Below are 22338 nucleotides of genomic sequence, written 5' to 3'. Positions count from 1 at the left end.
CGGCCCGCACCTATGGGCCCGCGGGGCCCGGCTGTGCGCACCCTGCTCTGGTCGCTCGGCGGAGCCGTTACGCTGGATGCGTGGCAGTCGTCGATGTATCCGAAGAGCTGAAGTCCCTCTCCTCGACCATGGAGTCGATCGAGGCCGTCCTGGACCTCGACAGGCTGAGGGCAGACATCGCCGTGCTCGAGGAGCAGGCGGCCGCGCCGTCCCTGTGGGACAACCCGGACGAGGCGCAGAAGATCACCAGCAAGCTCTCCCACCTCCAGGCCGAGGTCAGGAAGGCGGAGACGCTGCGTGGCCGGATCGACGATCTCGCGGTCCTCTTCGAGATGGCCGAGGAGGAGGACGACCCGGACACCCGCGCCGAGGCCGAGTCCGAGCTGACCGCGGTGAGGAAGTCGCTGGACGAGATGGAGGTCCGCACCCTCCTGTCCGGCGAGTACGACTCCCGTGAGGCGCTCGTCAACATCCGCGCCGAGGCCGGTGGCGTCGACGCCGCCGACTTCGCCGAGAAGCTGCAGCGCATGTACCTGCGCTGGGCCGAGCAGCGCGGCTACAAGACCGAGCTCATCGAGACGTCGTACGCCGAAGAGGCCGGCATCAAGTCGACCACCTTCTCCGTGCAGGTGCCGTACGCCTACGGCACCCTCTCCGTCGAGCAGGGCACGCACCGCCTGGTGCGCATCTCGCCCTTCGACAACCAGGGCCGCCGCCAGACCTCCTTCGCGGGTGTCGAGGTGCTCCCCGTCGTCGAGCAGTCCGACCACGTCGAGATCGACGAGTCCGACCTGCGGATCGACGTCTACCGGTCCTCCGGTCCCGGTGGTCAGGGCGTCAACACCACCGACTCCGCCGTCCGCATCACCCACCTCCCCACCGGGATCGTGGTCTCCTGCCAGAACGAGCGGTCGCAGATCCAGAACAAGGCCACCGCGATGAACGTCCTGCAGGCCAAGCTGCTCGAGCGGCGCCGGCAGGAGGAGCAGGCCAAGATGGACGCCCTCAAGGGCGACGGCGGCAACTCCTGGGGCAACCAGATGCGTTCGTACGTGCTGCACCCGTACCAGATGGTCAAGGACCTGCGGACCGAGCACGAAGTGGGCAACCCCGAGGCCGTGTTCAACGGAGAGATCGACGGTTTCCTGGAGGCCGGCATTCGCTGGCGCAAGCAGCAGGAGAAGTAACTTTGTCGACATGACAACTGCCGCCCTCGAGGCGGCAGTTGTCTTTTGTCTGGGTTTTACATCACACTCACAGGCGCCAAGTCCGGCAAACGTGACCACGGGTGGACATTGCGCGCGCAACGGCCTTGACGTTGCTTTGAAAAATCGGAAGGGTGAAGCGTGGCATGCGTATCTCTGGGGCGCATGTGAACCGGGGGAATTGACGCGAATCTCGTCACTGCTACCTCCGTCGATCACGGCACGCCCCACGCGCCGCCTCATTGACGACAGCTACTGGGGGTAGCAACCACATGACGAAGAAGACGCGGATCCGGGTCGCGCGGATAGCCGCCGGCGCCGTGATCGCGGCCGGCGCCTCGTTGACCGCCGCAGGCGCCGCCTCCGCCCTGGACCTCGGTGTCCAGGCCGGCCCGATCGAGATCGGTGTGACCGCGGACGGTGGTGACGACGCGGGCACGACCGACGGCGGCACCACCAGCGATGGTGGGGCCAACGTCGGCGTCACCGAAGGCGGCATCGGCGGCAGCGTCACCATCGGTGGCACCACGTCCGATGGTGGCACCACGGATGGTGGCACCACGACCGACGGTGGCACGACCACGGACGGTGGCACCACCACCGACGGTGGCACCACCACGGACGGTGGCACCACCACCGACGGCGGGACGACCACTACCGGTGGCACCACGACCGACGGTGGAACCACGGACGGTGGCACCACCACCGGTGGCGACGACAGCACCGGTGGCAACGGCAACTCGGGTGGCAACGGCAACTCCGGTGGCAACGGCAACTCGGGTGGCAACGGCAACTCCGGCGGCGGCAACGGCGGCTCCACCGGTGGCGGCTCCAGCACCTCCGGTGGCAACCACGACACGCCCCAGGGTGGCGGCAACGACAACGCCTCCCAGGAGGAGGGCTCCTCGGCCCTCACCGACACGGGCTCGGACACCACGCCCCAGGGCGGGGACAAGCAGCTCGCCGAGACCGGTGCCGGCCAGACCGCGTTCCTGATCGTCGGTGCCGCGACGATGATCGCCGGCGGCGTCGGCTTCCGCGTCCTGCCGCGTCTGGTGAGCGGCCGCGGCGGTGCCGCCGCCTGAGCGTAGCTCTCAGGTGACGCACCGCTCACAGAGCAAGCGCCGAAGGGCCCGGAGCATGGCGCTCCGGGCCCTTCCGGCGTCTCGTACGGTCGTCGCGTACGGTTTTCTCGAACGGTCTTCTTACGCGGTCTGATGCGCCAGCAGCGCCACCGCGGCGATCAACACCGCGAGCAGCGCGATCAGCGCCATGGGGTTCAGCCCCGTGAAGAAGCCCTCCTGCTGCAGTCGCTCGCGGTTGGCACGGCACACCGGGCACCGGCCCTCGCTCACCGGCGACGCGCAGTTCGCGCACACCAACCGGTCGTACGTCATGCGCTCGCCCTCCTTGCACCGGCCATCACACGTACAACGCACACGGGAACGAGAACGTTCCCCCTCCACTCTGCCAGGTTCCCCCGGAAAGGGCGCGGGCGCTCGGAGAACCCCGAAACCAGGACCGTACAAAAACGCACAAGCCTCGCCCAAGCAGGCCCGGACCCTGCGCTTGCGCACTCGGTTCGCGTATGGTCACGCTCATCTACCCCCGGCGACCCGTGGTGCATCCGTGATCCGATTCGACAACGTCTCCAAGGTCTACCCCAAGCAGACCCGCCCAGCCCTCCGGGATGTGTCCCTGGAAGTGGAGAAGGGCGAGTTCGTCTTCCTCGTGGGGTCCTCCGGCTCCGGAAAGTCCACCTTCCTGCGGCTCGTCCTCCGCGAGGAGCGGTGCAGCCACGGCCAGGTGCACGTCCTGGGCAAGGACCTCGCACGCCTCTCCAACTGGAAGGTGCCGCAGATGCGCCGCCAGCTCGGGACGGTCTTCCAGGACTTCCGCCTCCTGCCCAACAAGACGGTCGCCGAGAACGTGGCCTTCGCGCAGGAGGTGATCGGCAGGTCGCGCGGCGAGATCCGCAAGTCCGTGCCGCAGGTGCTCGACCTCGTCGGGCTCGGCGGCAAGGAGGACCGCATGCCGGGCGAGTTGTCCGGTGGTGAGCAGCAGCGCGTGGCCATCGCGCGGGCCTTCGTCAACCGGCCCAAGCTGCTGATCGCGGACGAGCCCACGGGCAACCTCGACCCGCAGACCTCCGTCGGCATCATGAAGCTGCTCGACCGCATCAACCGGACGGGCACCACCGTGATCATGGCGACGCACGACCAGAACATCGTGGACCAGATGCGCAAGCGCGTCATCGAGCTGGAGAAGGGCCGCCTCGTCCGCGACCAGGCCCGCGGCGTCTACGGCTACCAGCACTGACCGCACGAGATCCACGGAAAGGCTTAACCAGACGCCATGCGCGCCCAGTTCGTCCTGTCGGAGATCGGTGTCGGTCTCCGCCGCAATCTGACGATGACGTTCGCCGTCATCGTCTCCGTCGCCCTGTCCCTGGCCCTGTTCGGCGGCTCGCTGCTGATGAGCGACCAGGTGAGCACCATGAAGGGCTATTGGTACGACAAGGTCAACGTCTCGATCTTCCTGTGCAACAAGAGCGACGCACAGTCGGACGTCAACTGCGCCAAGGGCGCGGTGACCGAGGACCAGAAGAAGCAGATCCTCGTCGACCTGCACAAGATGCCCATCGTCGAGAAGGTCTCGTACGAGTCGCAGGACCTGGCCTACAAGCACTACAAGGAGCAGTTCGGCAACTCCCCGCTGGCCAGCTCGCTCACGCCGGACCAGATGCAGGAGTCCTACCGCATCAAGCTCAAGGACCCGCAGAAGTACCAGGTCATCGCGACCGCGTTCAACGGGCGCGACGGTGTGCAGTCGGTGCAGGACCAGAAGGGCATCCTGGACAACCTCTTCCAGCTGCTGAACCTGATGAACCGGGCGGCGCTCGGTGTGATGGCGCTGATGCTGCTCGTCGCGCTGCTGCTGATCGTCAACACCGTGCGTGTCTCGGCGTTCAGCCGTAGGCGCGAGACCGGGATCATGCGCCTGGTCGGTGCCTCGGGCTTCTACATCCAGGCGCCGTTCATCATGGAGGCCGCGGTCGCCGGCCTCATCGGCGGCGGCCTCGCCTGCATCTTCCTCGTCGTCGGGCGGTACTTCACGATCGACCACGGCATGGCCCTGTCCAACAAGCTCACGCTGATCAACTTCGTTGGCTGGGACGCGGTGTTGACCAAGCTGCCGCTGATCCTCGCGACCAGTGTCCTGATGCCTGCGCTTGCGGCGTTCTTCGCGCTGCGCAAGTACCTGAAGGTGTGACGCATGCCAAGAGGGCCGTACGGGCATCCGACCGTACGGCCCTTCGCGTTGTCCTAGACTCACCGCCATGTCCGGCCGCGACCTGTTCTGTCAGCCCCGCCGCTTCGGCCGCGGGGCCGCCCTGACATTGGTCTTCGCCGGTGTCCTGGTGGCCGGCGCCGCCACCGGCTCCTTCCCGGACACGGGCCAGCCGGGCCAGTCCGGTCGCAGGACCGCCGCCGGGACGGCCCGCACGGCTCCCCGGCACGAGGACGTGCGCAGGGCCGCCGCCGAGGCCATGGCCGACGGGAAGTCGCCGATGGAGGCCGCCGAACGCGCCGTCAGCCGCAGCGGGGACCGCTGGGGCGCCGTCTACTCCGAGGGCGAGTACCAGGAGTTCCGGGAGGCCCTCGACGGCCAGTACACGGGCGTCGGCCTGTGGGCGCGGCGCGAGGCGGACGGACGTATCGAGGTGACCCGGGTGCAGCCGGGCTCGCCCGCGGCCGACGCCGGGATCCGCACGGGCGACCGGCTGCGCAGCGTCGACGGCGGCAAGGTCGACGGGCGGCCGGTCACGGAGGTGGTCTCCTTACTCCGCGGGGACGCCGACGATGCGCCCGCCGGTACGACGGTCACGCTCGGCCTGCAGCGCGGCACGCACGCGTGGAGCGAGACCCTGCACCGGGCCCGGCTGTCCACGGACTCGGTGACCGTCCAAAGGCTGGCCGGCGGCGTCACGGTCGTCAGGATCGCCGCCTTCACCAAGGGCTCCGCGGACGCCGTCCGCGCGGCCGTCCGACAGGCCCCGGCCGGCATCGTGCTCGACCTGCGCGGCAACTCCGGCGGCCTGGTGACCGAGGCGGTGGACACCGCCTCCGCCTTCCTCGACGGCGGCCTGGTCGCCACCTACGACGTCGACGGCGCCCAGCGCGCCCTGCACGCCCACACCGGCGGCGACACCGCCAGACCCCTGGTCGCCCTGGTCGACGGGGGCACCATGAGCGCGGCCGAGATGCTCACCGGCGCCCTGCAGGACCGGGGCCGTGCGGTGGTGATCGGCTCCCGCACCTTCGGCAAGGGCTCCATCCAGATGCCGACCGAGCTGCCCGACGGCTCGGTGGCCGAACTGACCGTGGGCCACTACCGCACCCCCTCCGGCCACGCCGTGGACGGCCGGGGCATCACGCCCGATCTGGAGGCGGGGCCCGAGGCCCTGCGACGGGCGGAGACGGTGCTCACCGGGCTCGGTGACCCCTCGTAGCGGTTAATGCGCTTCCCTCCCACCCCCTCCGTGGTGCGAAAATGGTCGGCACTATGGCTAAGGAAAAAGGGCGCAAGCTGATCGCGCAGAACAAGAAGGCGCGGCACGACTACCTCATCCTCGACACGTACGAGGCCGGTCTCGTTCTGATGGGGACCGAGGTGAAGTCGCTGCGTCAGGGGCGGGCCTCGCTGGTCGACGGGTTCGTGCAACTGGACGGTCACGAAGCGTGGCTGCACAACGTGCACGTGCCCGAGTACAGCCAGGGCACCTGGACCAACCACAGCGCCCGCCGCAAGCGGAAGCTGCTGCTGCACCGCGACGAGATCGACAAGCTGGAGTCGAAGTCCCAGGAGACGGGTCACACGATCGTGCCCCTCGCCCTGTACTTCAAGGACGGCCGGGCCAAGGTCGAGATCGCGCTGGCGAAGGGCAAGAAGGAGTACGACAAGCGCCAGACCCTGCGGGAGAAGCAGGACCGCCGCGAGGCGGACCGGGCGATGTCGGCGATCCGGCGCAAGCAGCGGGGCTAGCGGGAATACGCTGGCATCCACCAGCGTTGGTCACGTACGATGGCACCTGCACTCCACAGCGGGTGCGGTGACTCCTCTCCGGAGGGGTTTGAAAAATCAACATGGGGATGATCGGTTTCGACAGCGGATGTCGAAGCAGGGGAAGCGTGTCGAGGAAGCGGCCATGATCTCGTAAACCACAGGCCGAAAACAATAATCGCCAACACCAAGCGCGATTCCTCCTCGTTCGCCCTCGCTGCCTAATCAGCAGCTAGCGAACTCTCATAGGAGTGTCAGCCCGGGGCTGTTCCCGACCCGGATCCTGGCATCAGCTAGGGGACTAAACCTTGATCCCGGTCGCGGGGTGAAGAGGGAAACCAAACAGTGACTGGGCCCGTCGGAGACTTGTCCGCATGATCTCCGGGGCCGAGAAAAGCGAAGCGGACTGCACACGGAGAAGCCCTGGTTCCGCACCGTTGGACGCGGGTTCGATTCCCGCCATCTCCACGACCTGAGGCTGAACCGCGCTCGCCAACCGCGCGAGCCTGGTTCAGTTCGTCGTACGTCTGGGGGGTGTGCCCCCCAGACACCCTCATCCCATGTGACCAAGGCCCTGCCGCTTCGCGCGGCGGGGCCTTTGCCGTGGGCGGTGTCCGGTCGCCCAGATCACCAGGGCCATGGTGGCCGCCACCGCCGGCACCGCGAACCCCCCGGCCGCCGATACGTGCTCCGCCGCCCAGCCCCCCGCCGCCGAACCGGCCGCGATCCCGGTGAGCAGCCCGGTCACCACCAGGCTCATCCCCTCGTTGAGCCGGTCGGCCGGGGTGCGTGCCTGCACCAGGGTCATCGCCGTCACCATCGTCGGGGCGGTCGCCATGCCCGCGAGGAGCAGCGCGCCCGCCAGGGCGGCGAGTGAACCGACGGTGCCGGCCGCCAGCCAGGGCAGGGTCATCAGCGCGGCCATCCCGAGCAGGCAGCGGGAGAGGCGGAGGCCGGCCGGCTTCAGGGCCCCGTAGAGCAGGCCCGCCGCGCACGAGCCCGCCGCCTGCAGCGCGAGGACGACGCCGGCCGCGGCCCGGTGCCCCTGCGCGTCGGCGTAGGCGATGGTGACGACCTCCATCGAACCGAACACCGCGCCGGTCGCCACGAAGCAGGCCAGCAGTGGCGGTATCCCGGGGCTCCGCAGCGGCGACGGCGCCTGCGAGCGGGCCCGCGGCGGCGGCTCGGTGGTCCGCTGGGCGGTGAACAGCAACATGCCGGCCAGTAGCAGTACGGCCCCGGCGAGCGTGCCCGCCTCCGGGAAGAACGTGCCGGTCAGGAAGGACGCCAGGACCGGGCCGAGCATGAAGCACAGCTCGTCGGCCGCCTGCTCGAAGGAGTTGGCGGTGTGCAGCGCGCGGGAGTCGTCGCGCAGCAGATGGGCCCAGCGGGCGCGGGACAGGCCGCCGACGTTCGGGGTCGCGGCGGTGGCCGCGTAGGCGGCGAACAAAGTCCAGTCCGGGGCGCCGTAGCGCACGCAGAGCAGCAGCGCGAGGCTGCCCAGCACGGCCGTCACGGTGGCCGGCACGGCGACCCTGGCCTGCCCGTACCGGTCGACGAGCCGTGCGATCCAGGGACCGGCCACCCCGGTCGCCGCGAGCCCGGTGGCGGTGACGGCGCCGGCGAGGGCGTACGAACCCCGGGACCCGGCGATCATCACGACCGCGCTCACCCCGAACATGCCCATCGGGAGGCGGGCGATGAGGTTACCGGCGGTGAAGGCGCGGGTGCCGGGGAGGGAGAACAGGCGACGATAGCCGGTGGATTGTGCGGTCTCAAGCCGTATTCGGCTGTCTTCGGTGGTCTGTTGCGGCATGACTCAACGTTCGCCCGGAGTGGATCACCGGGTCCAACACCTTCTCGCGACCGATTCACGCACCCTCGTTGTAAATTCCTCGCCATGCCCGCTCCCGCCTCCATAGAACCCCGGCTCCTGCGCGCCTTCCTCGCCGTCGCCGAGGAGCTGCACTTCACCCGCGCCGCGGCCCGTCTGTACGTCGCCCAGCAGGCGCTCAGCCGGGATGTGCGGCGGCTGGAGCGGGAGCTGGGCGCCGAGCTGTTCCTGCGGACCACCCGGCAGGTCGTGCTGACCGCGGACGGCGAGCGGCTGCTGCCGCACGCCCGGCGGGTCCTAGCCGCCCAGGACGACCTGCTCGCCGCCTTCGGGCAGGCCCGGCCGCTGCTGGTCGACCTCAACTCCGCGGGCCTGGTCACGGGCCGCCGCGTGCTGCACCGCGCCCGCGAACTCGCCCCCGACTGCGAGCTGATGGCCCGCTACGAGAGCGGCCTGACGGGAGCGGCCGCCGAGCTGCTGGCCGGACGGCTGGACGCCTCCTTCGGGCGTTTCGCCGGCCTGGACCCGGCCCTGCGGGCCGGACTGCGGCAGCAGCCCGTGCGCTACGAGCCGATGGCCGTGGTCCTGCCCGAGGACCACCCCCTGGCGGCTCTTCCGGAGGTGCCGCTGGCCGCGCTGGCCGGTGAGACGGTGTACGCGGGGGCCGGGAACCCGCGCACCCCGGAGTGGACCGACCTGGCCCTTCGCCTCTTCGAAGGACACGGCATCGAACTCGCCTCACCCCTTCCGCTGGCGGTCGGGGACGAGGAGTTCGAGCGGATCATGGCCAAGACCCGGAACCCGATTCTGGCCGTGGTGGACTTTCCGGCCATGCCCCGCACGGTGCTGCGGCCGCTCGTTGCTCCCGTCCCGCTCTCGCCCGTGTCGCTCGTCTGGCGAAAGGGGCTGGTCCATCCCGGACTCGACGCGCTCCGGAGGGCCGTGACGGAGATCGCGACGGCCGAAGGGTGGCTACGGCGACCTGCCGGCCGATGGATTCCAGCCATCGACGATGATGTGATGAGCGTCCCGAAGTGACACGTGGCAAACACGGAACCTCCGCGTGCGCTACATTCATGGCCTGAGCACGGTGTGGTAAAGGGGGCGCTCGGGCCAGGTGGGGGCCTGGTTCGGTCGACGGGTGCTCGGGTCGTATGCGCACCCAGAACTGTCCCGTGGGGGGATGTGCGCGCGTGAAAGACTGGCGAGAAGACGCCCAACCGGAATGGCCCGAGATCGCATCCGCGACCCGGAACGTGCCGGTGACGGGGGGCGACGCTCAGGCGTTCCCGGAGACCGGAGCCCTTCCGGGTGCCGGGGCCTTCCCGGAGACCGAGATACTCCCGGGCGGCGGCCGCGCCGGCCTGACCGGGGCCGACGAGACGGCCGTGCTCCCGCGGTCCCGGCACGGACGCAGACCGGCGGACTTCCGCCGGGCACCGGACTTCCGCCAGGCCCCCGCGCCGGACGCCGAGCGGACCGCCGTGCTGCCCTCCGCGCCGGCCGGTGACTTCGCCACCCCGGCCGCCGACGACGTCCCGCATCCCACCGGTGTCCTGCGCGACCCCTGGGGCCAGTCCGCCCCGGCACCCGCCGGTGCCACGACCGCGGACGCCACGCACGACCCCCACGAGGTGACGGTCCAGCTCGACGCCGTCCAGCTCGGCGACGTCCAGCTGAGCCCGGCCGCGGGTGCCCCGCGCGGCCCCGGCCGGGAGGACGGGCCGGTCTTCGTCGACGAGTCCGGCCGTCGCAGTCGTACCTTCCGACGCCTCGGCGTGCTCGTCGGCCTCGCCTGCGCCGTCTACGCCGTCGTCATCGTCGCCACGCTGCTGTCCGGCAGCTCGGACGCGCCCTGGATTCCGGTGCCGCGGAACGAGGACAAGCCGGCCAGCCAGGTGGACACCTCGCCGCTGCCCGCCGACTCCTCCGTCCAGCCCTCCGGCACCGGCAGCGCCTCGCCGGGCGCCACCCCGTCCGTGAGCGGCGGCGCGACCCCGGCGCCGGGCTCCTCCGCCCAGGCGCCCGGCAGCAGTTCGGGCGCGGGCGCCGGCAAACAGGGTGGCTCGGTCGACCCGCGGCCGACGGCCACCAGGTCCACCACCGGTTCGGGCGGCAGCGGCGGTTCGTCCACCGAGGCCAAGCCCTCCACCCCGTCGAGCAGTACGGAGACGGCTCCGAGCAGCCCGGCCGGCGGCTCGGCCGATCCCACCGAATCCTCGGCCGGTACCGGCGCCGGTCCCGGCGGCGGCTCGGCGGCCGACGGGCAACCGGCCGCGCCGAACGTCGCATTCGCCGAGGAGCCGGCCCCCGTCGCCTCCTCCCTCATCCCGTCCCCGGAGCACAACCTCTGATGGCATCCCGTACCCGCCGTCACGGTGCCGCACGCGGAGCCCGTGACGGCTCCCGGCGCCGACGCCTGCCCCTGCGCCTGCTGCTGCCGCTGCTCGTCCTCGTCGCCCTCATGGCGATGCTGATGCTGCGCGGCTACGTCCACAGCGAGATCCTCGCCGACCACCGCATCCGGCCCGAGGCCGCCACCGACAAGGTGCCGGAGAAGATCCTGGAGGGCGGCCCGGTGATCGACACCCGCAGCGGCCGCACCACCAGCATGGGCATCCCGGACCACCGCCTGGTCCTCACCTTCGACGACGGTCCCGACCCCACCTGGACCCCGAAGGTGCTCGACGTGCTGAAGAAGCACCACGCGCACGCCGTCTTCTTCGTCACGGGCACCATGACCTCCCGCTACCCCGAGCTGGTCAAGCGCATGGTGGACGAGGGCCACGAGGTCGGCCTGCACACCTTCAACCACCCCGACCTCTCCTACCAGTCCAAGAAGCGCATCGACTGGGAGCTGTCCACCAACCAGCTCGCCATCACCGGTGCCGCCGGCATCCGCACCTCGCTCTTCCGGCCGCCGTACTCCTCCTTCGCCGACGCCATGGACGACAAGTCCTGGCCGGTGACCCAGTACATCGGCACCCGCGGCTACATCACGGTCGTCAACAACACCGACAGCGAGGACTGGAAGAAGCCCGGCGTCGACGAGATCATCCGCCGCGCCACCCCGCACGGCGGCAAGGGCGCCATCGTCCTGATGCACGACTCCGGCGGCGACCGGCACCAGACCGTGCAGGCCCTCGACAGGTTCCTGCCGACGCTCCAGCGGCAGGGCTACACCTTCGACAACCTCACCGAGGCCCTGGAAGCACCCAGCGCCTCCACCGAGGTGACCGGGCTCGACCTGTGGAAGGGCAAGGCGTGGATCTTCCTGGTCTCCGCCTCGGACGACATCACCGGAGTGATGGTCGTCGGCCTCGCGGTGATCGGCGTGCTCGTCATCTCCCGCTTCGTCCTCATGCTCCTGCTGTCCGCGGCCCACGCCCGCCGGGTGCGCCGCAAGGGCTTCAGCTGGGGCCGTCCGGTGACCGAGCCGGTGTCGGTGCTGGTCCCGGCGTACAACGAGGCCAAGTGCATCGAGAACACCGTCCGTTCGCTGATGTCGAGCGAACACCCCGTCGAGGTGATCGTCATCGACGACGGCTCGAGCGACGGCACCGCCCGGATCGTGGAGGCGATGGGCCTGCCCGACGTGCGGGTCGTACGCCAGCTGAACGCGGGCAAGCCGGCGGCCCTCAACCGCGGTCTGGCCAACGCCCGGTACGACCTGATCGTGATGATGGACGGCGACACGGTCTTCGAACCGGCCACCGTCCGCGAGCTCGTCCAGCCCTTCGGCGACCCGCGCGTCGGCGCCGTCGCCGGCAACGCCAAGGTCGGCAACCGCGACTCGCTCATCGGCGCCTGGCAGCACATCGAGTACGTGATGGGCTTCAACCTCGACCGCCGCATGTACGACGTCCTGCGCTGCATGCCCACGATCCCGGGCGCGGTCGGTGCGTTCCGCAGGTCCGCCCTGGAGCGGGTCGGCGGCATGAGCGACGACACCCTCGCCGAGGACACCGACATCACCATGGCGATGCACCGCGACGGCTGGCGCGTGGTGTACGCCGAGAAGGCGCGGGCCTGGACCGAGGCCCCCGAGTCGGTGCAGCAGCTGTGGTCGCAGCGCTACCGCTGGTCCTACGGCACCATGCAGGCGATCTGGAAGCACCGGCGCTCCGTGCTGGAGCGGGGCCCCTCGGGCCGCTTCGGCCGCGTGGGACTGCCGCTGGTCTCCCTGTTCATGGTGGTGGCGCCGCTCCTGGCCCCGCTGATCGACGTGTTCCTGCTCTACGGCGTCGTGTTCGGCCCGACGCAGAAGACCATCGTGGCCTGGCTCGGCGTCCTCGCCATCCAGGCGGTCTGCGCGGCCTACGCCTTCCGCCTGGACAAGGAACGCATGACCCATCTCATCTCGCTGCCCCTGCAGCAGATCCTCTACCGCCAACTCATGTACGTCGTGCTGCTCCAGTCCTGGATCACGGCGCTCACCGGCGGCCGGCTGCGCTGGCAGAAGCTCCGGCGCACGGGCGTCGTCGAGGCACCCGGAGGCGCGGTGCCGACCCAGCGCAGGCGCTCGAGCAGCAGTGATCGGAGGCCCGTGGCATGACCCACGGATACACGACCGGGACACCGGAGTCGACGCCGTCCTACGGCATTCCCCAGCAGCGGGTCGCGGAGCCCGTCCCCGCGCCCGCCCCGGCACCGAAGAAGCCGGGCCGGGACCGGTACCTGGACCTCCTGCGCTCGATCGCACTGGTCCGCGTGGTGGTGTACCACCTGTTCGGCTGGGCCTGGCTGACGGTGCTCTTCCCCTCCATGGGCGTGATGTTCGCGCTGGCGGGCTCGCTGATGGCACGCTCCCTCAACCGTCCCCCGGTCGGCGTGATCAAGAGCAGGGTGCGCAGGCTGCTGCCCCCGCTGTGGGCGTTCAGCGCGGTGGCGCTGGCGCTGATGTTCGCGGGCGGCTGGAACCCGGTGAAGGACCCGGACAACGGCGGCACCTGGGGCCTGATCAAGCTGATCGACTACGTCGTTCCGGTCGGCGCCCCGCCCTTCCCCTGGCACATCGGCTCCAAGTCGGGCCTGCTGGAGGACACGTGGGCGGTGCAGGCGGCCGGTCCGCTGTGGTACCTGCGCGCGTACCTCTGGTTCGTGATCGCGTCCCCGCTCCTGCTCTGGGCGTTCCGCCGCTTCCCCTGGCCGACCGTGTTCGCCCCGCTGGCGCTGACGGCCGTCGTCGGCACGGGCGTCGTCACGATCCCCGGCGAGACGGGCAACGCGGTCTCGGACTTCGCGGTCTACGGCGGCTGCTGGGTCCTGGGCTTCGCCCACCACGAGGGTCTGCTGGCGAAGATCCCCCGCTATGTCGCGGTCTCCGTCTCGGCGCTGCTGATGGCCTTCGGCCTGTGGTGGGCCTCGGGCCATCTGGGCCCCGACGGCTGGGACCTCAACGACATCCCGCTGGCCCAGGCCTGCTGGTCCTTCGGGTTCGTCGTCATCCTGCTCCAGTACTCCCCGTCCTGGCAGGAGCTGCCGGGCAGGCTGGCCCGCTGGGACAGGCTGGTCACCCTCTCCAACAACCGCGCCGTCACGATCTACCTGTGGCACAACATGCTGATCATGGCCACGGTCCCGATCATCGACCAGGCGTACAACCTCCCCTTCATGCAGAGCGACCGCGCGGTGGCCGCACTCGACTCCACGTACATGCTGTGGATGTTCTTCCTGGTCTGGCCGCTGATCGGGCTGACCATCCTGGCCTTCGGCTGGATCGAGGACATCGCGGCGAAGCGGAGCCCCCGGCTGTGGCCGAACGGTGTGAGGCGGGGCGGGGGCCGGCGCAGGCCGGCCTGAGAGCGTCTGCCCTCACCAGCCGCCCCGCGCGCGAGTGAGAGCAACGTTCCCTTCCGGTCACCCACAGCCACAGGCAGGAAACGCGCCCTCCCTACCTTCGGGCTCAGTCCCTGATGAACAGACTGAGCACTCGGAGCACCGTGGAGGCGCGTCATGACAGCCCCAGCCCCAACCCGTCGTAGCGGCCGCTGGATCGAGCGCTGGGATCCGGAGGACGAGGCCTTCTGGAAGGCGACCGGGGAGAAGGTCGCCAACCGGAACCTCTGGTTCTCCGTGCTCTCCGAGCACATCGGGTTCTCGGTCTGGACCCTGTGGTCCGTACTCGTGCTCTTCATGGGGCCCGAGTACGGACTCACCCCCGCCGACAAGTTCCTGCTGACCTCCATGGTCACGCTCGTCGGCGCGGTCGTCCGGGTGCCCTACACCTTCGCCGTCGCCGTCTTCGGCGGACGGAACTGGACGATCGTCTCGGCCGCCCTGCTGCTCGTGCCGACCATCGCCGCCTTCGTGGTGATGGAGCCGGGGACGTCCTTCTCCACCTTCCTGTGGGTGGGCGTGCTGGCCGGCATCGGCGGCGGCAACTTCGCCTCCTCCATGACCAACATCAACGCCTTCTTCCCGCTGCGGAGGAAGGGGTGGGCGCTCGGGCTCAACGCGGGCGGCGGCAACATCGGTGTGCCCGTCATCCAGCTGGTCGCCCTCGCGATCATCGGGGCGAGCGGCGGGCCGCGCCTGCTGCTCGGGATCTACATCCCGCTGATCGTCGTCGCCGCCGGGCTCGCCGCGCTGTTCATGGACAACCTGGCCACGGTGAAGAACGACACCGGAGCCGCGAAGGACGCCGCCCGGGACGGCCACACCTGGATCATGGCCTTCCTCTACATCGGCACCTTCGGGTCCTTCATCGGGTACAGCTTCGCCTTCGGGCAGGTGCTGACGAACGAGTTCGGCCGCACCCCGCTGCAGGCCGCCTACCTCACCTTCGTCGGCCCGCTGCTCGGCTCCCTGATCCGGCCCGTCGGCGGCCGGCTCGCCGACCGGTTCGGCGGGGCCCGCATCACCCTGTGGAACTACGTCGGCATGGCCACCGCCACCGCCGTACTCGTCGTGGCCAGCATGCAGAAGTCGCTGCCGCTGTTCGTGTCGGTCTTCGTCGTGCTGTTCGTGCTCAGCGGGCTCGGCAACGGGTCGACGTACAAGATGATCCCGGGGATCTTCCAGGCCAAGGCGGTCGCCAAGGGGCTCGGCGGCGAGGAGGCGGCGGCCTACGGCCGGCGGCTCTCCGGTGCCGCCATGGGGCTCATCGGAGCCGTCGGCGCGCTCGGCGGAGTCGGCATCAACCTCGCCTTCCGCCAGTCCTTCCTCTCCTACGGCTCCGGCACCGGCGCCTTCGTCGCGTTCCTCGCCTTCTACGGCGCCTGCTTCGCGGTGACCTGGGCCGTATACCTTCGCCGCCCGGCCAGGCAGGTTCAGGCCAAGACCGCTTCGGAGGCGAAGCCGCAGCTCAGCTACGCCGAAGTGTGACGTAACACCGCGGACATCAACCCGAACCGAGCCTGTCACGCACCGTTGACAGGCTCGTTCGGTATGCGGGCCAGGTAGGAGAGCCATGTACGACGAACAGCAGCAACCCGAGCAGGGGCCCCTCGCGGGCTTCACCGTGGGCGTCACCGCCGCGCGCCGCGCCGACGAACTGGGCGCGCTGCTCCAGCGGCGCGGTGCCTCCGTGCTGCACGCGCCCGCCCTGCGCATCGTGCCCCTCGCCGACGACGGCGAACTGCTCGCCGCCACCAAGGAGCTCATCGACCAGGTGCCGGACGTCGTGGTGGCCACCACCGCCATCGGCTTCCGGGGATGGATCGAGGCCGCCGACGGCTGGGGACTCGGGGAACAGCTGCTGAACCGCCTGCGCGGGGTGGAGCTGCTGGCCCGCGGTCCCAAGGTGAAGGGCGCCGTCCGGGCCGCCGGGCTCACGGAGGAGTGGTCGCCGTCCAGCGAGTCCATGGCCGAGGTGCTCGACCGGCTGCTGGAGGAGGGCGTCGACGGGCGCCGGATCGCCGTACAGCTGCACGGGGAGCCGCTGCCCGGGTTCGTCGAGGCGCTGCGGGCCGGGGGCGCGGAGGTCGTCCCGGTGCCGGTGTACCGCTGGATGCCGCCGGAGGACATCGCGCCCGTCGACCGGCTGCTGGACGCCGTCGTCTCGCGCGGGGTGGACGCGCTCACCTTCACCAGCGCGCCGGCCGCCGCGTCGCTGCTGTCGCGGGCCGAGGACCGGGGACTGCTCGGCGAGGTGCTGGTCGCGCTCGGCCATGACGTGCTGCCCGCCTGCGTGGGTCCCGTCACCGCGCTTCCGCTGCAGGCCAGGGGCGTGGACACGGTACAGCCGGAGCGCTTCCGGCTCGGGCCGCTCGTGCAGCTGCTGTGCCAGGAACTGCCCGGTAGGGCCAGGGCGTTGCCGATCGCCGGGCACCGGGTGGAGATCCGGGGGCACGCGGTCGTGGTGGACGGCGAACTGAAGCCGGTGCCGCCGGCGGGGATGTCACTGCTGCGGGCGCTTTCGCGCCGGCCGGGATGGGTGGTGGCCCGGGCCGAGCTGCTGCGCGCGCTGCCCGGCGCCGGACGGGACGAGCACGCGGTGGAGACCGCCATGGCGCGGTTGCGCACGGCTCTCGGCGCGCCGAAGCTGATCCAGACCGTGGTCAAGCGGGGGTACCGGCTGGCGCTGGACCCGGCCGCGGACGCGAAGTACGCGGACGTGTAAGGGCTTTCCGCGACTACGCGCCAGCGCGCCGCCCCGCCGTCGACGCCCGTACCAGGCACCCCAGCGCCACCGTCGACAACACCGCCCGTGCGACGTTCCACGCCACCCAGGGGCCCTCGAAGTGCTCCCGCAGGGCCGCGGGATCACCCCTGCCCGCCAGGTCGTCGTTGAGCGGGACGTTGAAGGCCACCGTGACGAGGAAGGCGAGCGCGTACGCGGCGAGTGCCGCCCACACCCACCGGCCTCCCGCCGCACCGCGCAGCTGCCACGCCGACACCCCCGTCAGCGCCAGCGCCCCCATGAAGCTCAGGAAGAACACCGGGTTCTGGATCACCTCGTTGATGTCGCGCATGACCTCGACGTACGTCCGGTCGTCGCTGCGGGCCAGCGCCGGCATCACCGCGCAGGCGAAGACGTAGAAGACCCCGGCGATCAGGCCCATCGCGACCGTGGCCGCGCCCAGCACGACCCTGCTGCTTCTCGTTTCTGTCATGCCCTCAAGCCAACCGGAGGCCCTCCGCCCCGGACATGGCCGAGGCGCGCGGGCGCATACGCGCGCGTCCAGGCCGGTACGAGGGGTTCCGGCGGCCCGCCGGGCCGTGCACTGTGAAGGGGAGCGACGGAACGGTTCCCCTGTCCTAGGCGGTGACAGGCACATGGCACTGGGTACGGCCACGGTCCCCTGCGAGCTGCGGTTCGACGCCGGGCGGATCTGTCTGGATCTCCTCGCGACCACGCACCCGGCCGAACGGCTCGACGCCGTCCGGCCGTTGCGTGCGTGGATCACCGGGTCGGGGCTCGTGCCGCCCGGCACCCCGCTGGGCCACGCCGACGCCTCCTGGCTGACCGGGTTCCGGGAACTGCGCGGGCACGTCGGCCAGTTGGTGCGCGGCGAGCACACGGCGGACCCGGGGCCGTACGATCGTGCCCTCGGTCGGCTCAACGAGGTCGCCCGGGCCGCGCCCCCGCCTCCGTGCGCGGTGCGCGGCGAGGACGGCGTCCTGGTACGGCGGTTGGCGCGGGCGCCCGAGTGTGCGGGGCTGCTCGCCGTCGTGGCGCGTGACGCCGTGGAGCTGCTCACCGACCCCGTGGCGCGGGCTGCCGTCCGGGAGTGCGAGGGGGACAACTGCCCCCTCGTGTACTTGGACACGTCCCGGGGCCGCAGGAGGCGCTGGTGTTCCAGCGAGGTCTGCGGCAACCGGGAACGGGTGGCCCGGCACCGGCGGCGGGCGGCCCTCGCCCGGGCCTGAGTGTCCGGTACGGGGCTTTGGTCGGACAAGCGCCGGATAGGGTCCGGCAGCGCCCACGTGCCGGCCGGAGTGATTTCGGCAACACCCGGTTTGCGGGTCCTTTCGCACGGGCAGCCCGGCCACCCCCGGCGATGTGCCGGAAATGTAAAGATCGCGTGGTGGGAATGTGCGCCCATGTCCCGCTCGTCACGTCACTGACAAGAAAACTGTCACGCCACTTTGAACATCACGCCGCCCCTGTCCGTACGGGTGGGCGAGCGACCGACTGGGGGAACCCCCGGACACCGGAGGTGGGCGTGCGCAAGGATGCGGCCGTGGCCAATGAACGTGGATCGAGGGCCCGACATCGCATGTCCTCACAGCCCTCGGAACCGGATGAGGAGCTGATGCGTGCGCTGTACCGCGAGCACGCCGGACCTCTGCTTGCGTATGTCCTCAGGCTGGTCGCCGGAGACCGGCAGCGCGCCGAGGACGTCGTGCAGGAAACGCTCATCCGTGCCTGGAAGAACGCCGGTCAGCTCAATCGGGCGACCGGTTCGGTACGCCCCTGGCTGGTGACGGTCGCGCGCCGCATCGTCATCGACGGCCACCGCAGCCGGCAGGCCCGGCCGCAGGAGGTCGATCCGTCGCCGCTGGAGGTCATCCCCGCGGAGGACGAGATCGACAAGGCGCTGTGGCTGATGACGCTGTCGGACGCGCTCGACGACCTGACCCCGGCCCACCGGGAGGTCCTCGTCGAGACGTACTTCAAGGGGCGTACGGTCAACGAGGCGGCCGAGACGCTGGGCATCCCGAGCGGCACGGTCCGTTCCCGGGTGTTCTACGCCCTGCGATCGATGAAGCTGGCACTGGAGGAGCGGGGGGTGACGGCGTGATGAGTGGATACGGGGGATTCGGAGCGAGCGGTACGGGTATGTCTGGTCCCATGCAGGGGTCCCCGGTGCCGAACGAGCACGAAACCGTCGGTGCCTACGCCCTCGGGATTCTCGACGACGCCGAGGCAACCGCTTTCGAGGCCCATCTGGCCGGCTGTGAGTGGTGCGCCCAGCAGCTGGACGAGCTGGCCGGGATGGAGCCGATGCTGGCCGCCCTCGCGGACCTGCCGGGTTCCGGCAGCACACCCGCGATCGGCGAGTCGCTGTCCGCCAAGCCGAGTCCACGCCTGGTGGAGAAGCTGGTCGACGAGGTCTCCGAGCGTCGTGCGCAGAAGCGGCGCAAGGGCTTCTACCTGGTCGCGGCCGCCGCCGCGCTGATCATCGGCGGCCCGGTGGCCGTCATGGCGGCCAACAGCGGCGGTGACACCGGGCAGACCGCAACACCGCTGGCGGCCACGGCCCAGACGACCTTCGACCAGCTGCCGGACAAGGTCTCGGGCACGGACGGCGGGACCGGCGCCAGCGCGACCGTCGCCATGGGAGAGAAGGACTGGGGCACCTCGGCGGTTCTCCAGCTCAAGGGCGTCAAGGGGCCGCTCAAGTGCTCCCTGATCGCCGTCGCCAAGAACGGCGAGCGCCAGACGCTGGGCTCCTGGTCCGTCCCGAAGTGGGGCTACGGCATCCCGGACGCCAAGGCCCCGGAGTCCAGGAAACCGCTGTACATCGGCGGCGGCACGGCGCTGAAGCCGAACGAGATCGACCACTTCGAGGTCATGACCTTCGACGGGAAGAAGCTCGTCCAGGTGGACGCGTAGCCGACGTAGCTTTGCCGGGTCCCCTTCGCGTACGGTTGACGGCTGCCCAGCACGTCAGAAGGGGGCCCGGTGGCCGCTCAGGTTCAGCAGTCCGCGGTCGGCTCGGTACACGGCGCACACGATTCCGTGCGTGACCGAGAGATCGGCGTCGAACAGGAACACCTGGACCGGGTGTACCGGCGGCTCGAGGAGAAGATCCACGAGGCCGAGTTCCTGATGAACGACGCGGCCAAGCGCGGTCAGGTCGGCACGCCGGGCGCGCTGGCCGAGCGGGACGCGCAGGTCTTCCGGGCCGGAGTCCACCTGAACCGGCTGAACAACGAGTTCGAGGACTTCCTCTTCGGCCGGATCGACCTGCTGCTCGGCAAGGACGGCAAGAAGGGCCCCGACGGCGCGTACACGGCCGTGGAGCCGGCCGACGGCGTGGTGCGGCCCGACAACACCGCCGACATCGCCGAGACCCTGCACATCGGGCGGATCGGTGTGCTCGACGAGGACTACGCCCCGCTGGTCATCGACTGGCGGGCACCGGCCGCCGCGCCGTTCTACCGGTCCACCCCGAGGGACCCCGGCCGGGTCGTGCGGCGCCGGGTCATCCGCTCCAAGGGCCGTAGGGTCCTCGGCGTCGAGGACGACCTGATGCGTCCGGAGCTGCGGGCGTCCCTCGACGGTCACGAGCTGGCCGTCATCGGCGACGGCGCCCTGATGGCCGCTCTCGGCCAGGCCCGCAGTCACACCATGCGGGACATCGTCTCCTCCATCCAGGCCGAGCAGGACCTGGTCATCCGCGCACCCGCCGCCTCCGTCACGCATGTCGAGGGCGGCCCGGGCACCGGCAAGACCGCGGTGGCCCTGCACCGCGCGGCCTATCTGCTCTACCAGGACCGCAGACGCTACGCGGGCGGCATTCTGATCGTCTCGCCGACCCCGCTGCTGGTGGCCTACACCGAGGGCGTGCTGCCCTCGCTCGGCGAGGAGGGGCAGGTCGCCATCCGCGCGATCGGCTCGCTCGTCGACGGGGTGGAGGCCACGCTGTACGACTCCCCGTCCGTGGCCCGTGCCAAGGGCTCGTACCGGATGCTGAAGGTGCTGCGGAAGGCGGCGCGCGGGGCCCTGGAACTGGGCCCGGGCGGCGCGGCCCCGGCCGGCCGGCAGACAGGCGACGACACGGACACCGGCACCGACACGGACACCGCGCCGCAGACCGTGACCGGCCCGCCCACCCGGCTCCGGGTGGTCGCCTTCGGGCGCCGTCTCGAACTGGAGGCCGCCGAGCTGGAACGTGTCCGCCGTACCGCCCTGGGCGGCACCGCGCCCGTCAACCTGCTGCGCCCGCGCGCCCGCAAGCTGCTGCTGGACGCCCTGTGGGCGAAGTCGGGCTCGGCCGCCCGGCACACCGACCCGGAGCTGGCCGCCGAGCTGCGCTCCTCCTTCGACGAGGACGTCAGCGGTGAGGACCCCTTCATCGCCTTCCTCGACGCCTGGTGGCCCGAGCTGACCCCGAAGGCCGTCCTGGCCGCCATGGCGGACGAGAAGCGGCTCGGCCGCTGGGCCCGCCGGATCCTCAACCCCGGCGAGGTCCGCAGGGTCGCCCGCGCGCTCAGGCGGGACGGGTACTCCGTGCACGACGTCGCCATGCTGGACGAGCTGCAGGCGATCCTCGGTGTCCCGGCCCGGCCGAAGAAGAAGCGTGAGCTGGACCCGCTGGACCAGCTGACCGGCCTGGAGGAGCTGATGCCGGTGCGCGAGGAGTCCCAGCGGGAGCGGGCCGAGCGGCTCGCGCAGGAGCGCACCGAGTACGCGCACGTCATCGTGGACGAGGCGCAGGACGTCACGCCGATGCAGTGGCGCATGGTCGGCCGCCGTGGCCGGCACGCCACCTGGACGGTCGTCGGCGACCCGGCCCAGTCCTCCTGGTCCGACCCGGACGAGGCGGCCGAGGCACGCGACGAGGCCCTCGGGACCCGGCCCCGGCGCCGCTTCCAGCTCACCGTGAACTATCGCAACCCGTCCGAGATCGCCGAGCTGGCCGCCAAGGTCCTGGCCCTCGCCATGCCCGGTTCGAAGGCGCCCTCCGCCGTTCGGTCCACCGGGGTCGAGCCGCGCTTCACGGTCGTGGGGGACTCCCTTGCCGAGACCGTGCGGGCGGAGGCGGCCCGGCTGCTGGACCTGGTCGACGGCACGGTCGGCGTGGTCGTCGCGATGAACCGTCGCGAGGAGGCCCGGCGCTGGCTGGCCGGGCTCGGCGAGCGGGTGGTGGCGCTCGGCAGCCTGGAGGCCAAGGGCCTGGAGTACGACGCGACGGTCGTCGTCTCGCCCGCGGAGATCGCCGACGAGTCCCCGGCCGGCCTGCGCGTGCTGTACGTGGCGCTGACCCGGGCCACCCAGCAGCTGACCGTGGTCTCGGGTGAGCGTGACGTGCCGGACACGGCGGGAGTGCCGGACCTGCTGCGGGATTAGAACCTCATGAACTCCCGGCACGGGAATGGCCGCGCGGCATCCGTTTGTTAGCCTTGCTGTGGCACCGGCTCGATCCAAGCCCCCGGGCCCAACCTTCGTCCCTGCGAGGGACCACTTGCCGCGAGGCGAGCATGGCGGGTCGGTGTCATGAACGTGAGAGAGGTCCACGTCCGATGTGACGTGGGCCTCTCTCTTTGTGCTCCGAGCCCCTTTCCCTGCCTGATTGCTTCTCGTATGGTGGAAGTGTTTTTCCGAAAACGCGCACCTGCCGT

The 22338-nt window shown here is 70.7% G+C and carries 19 protein-coding genes and 1 other RNA gene; 17 read left to right on the top strand and 3 right to left on the bottom strand.

Annotated elements, in window-relative coordinates:
- Nucleotides 1-80: 80 nt before the first annotated feature.
- The gene (gene prfB, locus AC07CM_RS09245; protein ID WP_478875701.1) at nt 81-1187 is read left to right on the top strand and encodes a peptide chain release factor 2; all 1107 of its coding nucleotides are present in this window, start codon (nt 81-83) and stop codon (nt 1185-1187) included.
- Nucleotides 1188-1477: 290 nt separating this feature from the next.
- Nucleotides 1478-2290: a hypothetical protein gene (locus tag AC07CM_RS09240; RefSeq protein ID WP_478875700.1), complete on the top strand. Its 813-nt coding sequence runs from the start codon at nt 1478-1480 to the stop codon at nt 2288-2290.
- 120 nt (nt 2291-2410) lie between these two features.
- Here the strand turns inward: AC07CM_RS09240 and AC07CM_RS09235 are convergent, their stop codons facing one another.
- Complete coding sequence (locus tag AC07CM_RS09235; protein WP_478875699.1) at nt 2411-2602, bottom strand: hypothetical protein; 192 nt, start codon at nt 2600-2602, stop codon at nt 2411-2413.
- 232 nt (nt 2603-2834) lie between these two features.
- Between AC07CM_RS09235 and ftsE the strand changes: the two genes are divergently transcribed.
- The 5 genes from ftsE (at nt 2835) to ssrA (ending at nt 6740) form a co-directional block, all read left to right on the top strand.
- Nucleotides 2835-3524 carry a cell division ATP-binding protein FtsE gene (gene ftsE, locus AC07CM_RS09230; RefSeq protein WP_478875698.1) on the top strand — a complete coding sequence of 230 codons (690 nt, stop codon included), beginning with the start codon at nt 2835-2837 and terminating at the stop codon, nt 3522-3524.
- Nucleotides 3525-3560: 36 nt separating this feature from the next.
- The gene (gene ftsX / locus AC07CM_RS09225) at nt 3561-4478 is read left to right on the top strand and encodes a permease-like cell division protein FtsX (RefSeq protein ID WP_478875697.1); all 918 of its coding nucleotides are present in this window, start codon (nt 3561-3563) and stop codon (nt 4476-4478) included.
- A gap of 67 nt (nt 4479-4545) precedes the next feature.
- Entirely contained in the window at nt 4546-5718 is a 1173-nt protein-coding gene (locus AC07CM_RS09220) for a S41 family peptidase (RefSeq protein ID WP_478875696.1), read from the top strand.
- Between the two features lie 53 nt (nt 5719-5771).
- Nucleotides 5772-6251 carry an SsrA-binding protein SmpB gene (smpB, locus tag AC07CM_RS09215; RefSeq protein WP_478875695.1) on the top strand — a complete coding sequence of 160 codons (480 nt, stop codon included), beginning with the start codon at nt 5772-5774 and terminating at the stop codon, nt 6249-6251.
- Nucleotides 6252-6354: 103 nt separating this feature from the next.
- Nucleotides 6355-6740: a transfer-messenger RNA gene (ssrA, locus tag AC07CM_RS09210) on the top strand.
- Nucleotides 6741-6822: 82 nt separating this feature from the next.
- On the opposite strand, the gene AC07CM_RS09205 is transcribed toward ssrA, so the two are convergent.
- The gene (locus AC07CM_RS09205; RefSeq protein WP_478875694.1) at nt 6823-8085 is read right to left on the bottom strand and encodes an MFS transporter; all 1263 of its coding nucleotides are present in this window, start codon (nt 8083-8085) and stop codon (nt 6823-6825) included.
- A gap of 84 nt (nt 8086-8169) precedes the next feature.
- Here AC07CM_RS09205 and AC07CM_RS09200 point away from each other — a divergent pair, with 84 nt between their 5' ends.
- The 6 genes from AC07CM_RS09200 to AC07CM_RS09175 all read left to right on the top strand — a co-directional run bounded on the left by AC07CM_RS09200 (nt 8170) and on the right by AC07CM_RS09175 (nt 16666).
- Nucleotides 8170-9141 carry a LysR family transcriptional regulator gene (locus tag AC07CM_RS09200; protein WP_478875693.1) on the top strand — a complete coding sequence of 324 codons (972 nt, stop codon included), beginning with the start codon at nt 8170-8172 and terminating at the stop codon, nt 9139-9141.
- A gap of 155 nt (nt 9142-9296) precedes the next feature.
- Nucleotides 9297-10457, top strand: coding sequence for a hypothetical protein (locus AC07CM_RS09195; protein ID WP_478875692.1), 1161 nt, complete (start codon nt 9297-9299; stop codon nt 10455-10457).
- On the top strand, nt 10457-12658 hold the full coding sequence (locus AC07CM_RS09190) for a bifunctional polysaccharide deacetylase/glycosyltransferase family 2 protein (RefSeq protein ID WP_478875691.1): 2202 nt from the start codon (nt 10457-10459) through the stop codon (nt 12656-12658). Before AC07CM_RS09195 ends, AC07CM_RS09190 begins: the two co-directional genes overlap by 1 nt.
- Nucleotides 12655-13905: an acyltransferase family protein gene (locus AC07CM_RS09185; RefSeq protein ID WP_478875690.1), complete on the top strand. Its 1251-nt coding sequence runs from the start codon at nt 12655-12657 to the stop codon at nt 13903-13905. The genes AC07CM_RS09190 and AC07CM_RS09185 overlap by 4 nt, the downstream gene beginning before the upstream one ends.
- Nucleotides 13906-14058: 153 nt before the next feature.
- Complete coding sequence (locus AC07CM_RS09180; protein WP_478875689.1) at nt 14059-15429, top strand: nitrate/nitrite transporter; 1371 nt, start codon at nt 14059-14061, stop codon at nt 15427-15429.
- Between the two features lie 85 nt (nt 15430-15514).
- On the top strand, nt 15515-16666 hold the full coding sequence (locus AC07CM_RS09175) for a uroporphyrinogen-III synthase (protein ID WP_478875688.1): 1152 nt from the start codon (nt 15515-15517) through the stop codon (nt 16664-16666).
- A gap of 13 nt (nt 16667-16679) precedes the next feature.
- Here AC07CM_RS09175 and AC07CM_RS09170 read toward each other — a convergent pair whose 3' ends face one another.
- Nucleotides 16680-17159: an anthrone oxygenase family protein gene (locus tag AC07CM_RS09170; protein WP_478875687.1), complete on the bottom strand. Its 480-nt coding sequence runs from the start codon at nt 17157-17159 to the stop codon at nt 16680-16682.
- 163 nt (nt 17160-17322) lie between these two features.
- On the opposite strand from AC07CM_RS09170, the gene AC07CM_RS09165 reads away from it, so the two are divergent.
- From AC07CM_RS09165 to AC07CM_RS09150, 4 genes are all read left to right on the top strand, one after another.
- Nucleotides 17323-17916 (top strand): CGNR zinc finger domain-containing protein, encoded by a 594-nt coding sequence (locus AC07CM_RS09165; protein WP_478875686.1) that lies wholly within the window; start codon nt 17323-17325, stop codon nt 17914-17916.
- A 290-nt stretch (nt 17917-18206) separates the two neighbouring features.
- Nucleotides 18207-18791: a sigma-70 family RNA polymerase sigma factor gene (locus tag AC07CM_RS09160; protein WP_030167252.1), complete on the top strand. Its 585-nt coding sequence runs from the start codon at nt 18207-18209 to the stop codon at nt 18789-18791.
- 38 nt (nt 18792-18829) lie between these two features.
- Complete coding sequence (locus AC07CM_RS09155; protein WP_478875685.1) at nt 18830-19606, top strand: anti-sigma factor family protein; 777 nt, start codon at nt 18830-18832, stop codon at nt 19604-19606.
- Between the two features lie 69 nt (nt 19607-19675).
- Nucleotides 19676-22066 carry a HelD family protein gene (locus tag AC07CM_RS09150; RefSeq protein WP_478875684.1) on the top strand — a complete coding sequence of 797 codons (2391 nt, stop codon included), beginning with the start codon at nt 19676-19678 and terminating at the stop codon, nt 22064-22066.
- The last annotated feature ends 272 nt before the right edge of the window (nt 22067-22338 follow it).

Source organism: Streptomyces sp. NPDC044061 (assembly GCF_056434305.1).
Note: the sequence above shows the minus strand (reverse complement) of the source record. Positions and strands in the feature narration are given on the sequence as shown.

Bases quoted from the DNA above. Each gene is read 5' to 3' on its own strand.
- AC07CM_RS09240 (WP_478875700.1), top strand. From the start codon at position 1,478: ATGACGAAGAAGACGCGGATCCGGGTCGCGCGGATAGCCGCCGGCGCC.
- AC07CM_RS09235 (WP_478875699.1), bottom strand. From the start codon at position 2,602: ATGACGTACGACCGGTTGGTGTGCGCGAACTGCGCGTCGCCGGTGAGC.
- ftsX (WP_478875697.1), top strand. From the start codon at position 3,561: ATGCGCGCCCAGTTCGTCCTGTCGGAGATCGGTGTCGGTCTCCGCCGC.
- AC07CM_RS09220 (WP_478875696.1), top strand. From the start codon at position 4,546: ATGTCCGGCCGCGACCTGTTCTGTCAGCCCCGCCGCTTCGGCCGCGGG.
- smpB (WP_478875695.1), top strand. From the start codon at position 5,772: ATGGCTAAGGAAAAAGGGCGCAAGCTGATCGCGCAGAACAAGAAGGCG.
- AC07CM_RS09205 (WP_478875694.1), bottom strand. From the start codon at position 8,085: ATGCCGCAACAGACCACCGAAGACAGCCGAATACGGCTTGAGACCGCA.
- AC07CM_RS09200 (WP_478875693.1), top strand. From the start codon at position 8,170: ATGCCCGCTCCCGCCTCCATAGAACCCCGGCTCCTGCGCGCCTTCCTC.
- AC07CM_RS09190 (WP_478875691.1), top strand. From the start codon at position 10,457: ATGGCATCCCGTACCCGCCGTCACGGTGCCGCACGCGGAGCCCGTGAC.
- AC07CM_RS09185 (WP_478875690.1), top strand. From the start codon at position 12,655: ATGACCCACGGATACACGACCGGGACACCGGAGTCGACGCCGTCCTAC.
- AC07CM_RS09180 (WP_478875689.1), top strand. From the start codon at position 14,059: ATGACAGCCCCAGCCCCAACCCGTCGTAGCGGCCGCTGGATCGAGCGC.
- AC07CM_RS09175 (WP_478875688.1), top strand. From the start codon at position 15,515: ATGTACGACGAACAGCAGCAACCCGAGCAGGGGCCCCTCGCGGGCTTC.
- AC07CM_RS09170 (WP_478875687.1), bottom strand. From the start codon at position 17,159: ATGACAGAAACGAGAAGCAGCAGGGTCGTGCTGGGCGCGGCCACGGTC.
- AC07CM_RS09165 (WP_478875686.1), top strand. From the start codon at position 17,323: ATGGCACTGGGTACGGCCACGGTCCCCTGCGAGCTGCGGTTCGACGCC.
- AC07CM_RS09155 (WP_478875685.1), top strand. From the start codon at position 18,830: ATGTCTGGTCCCATGCAGGGGTCCCCGGTGCCGAACGAGCACGAAACC.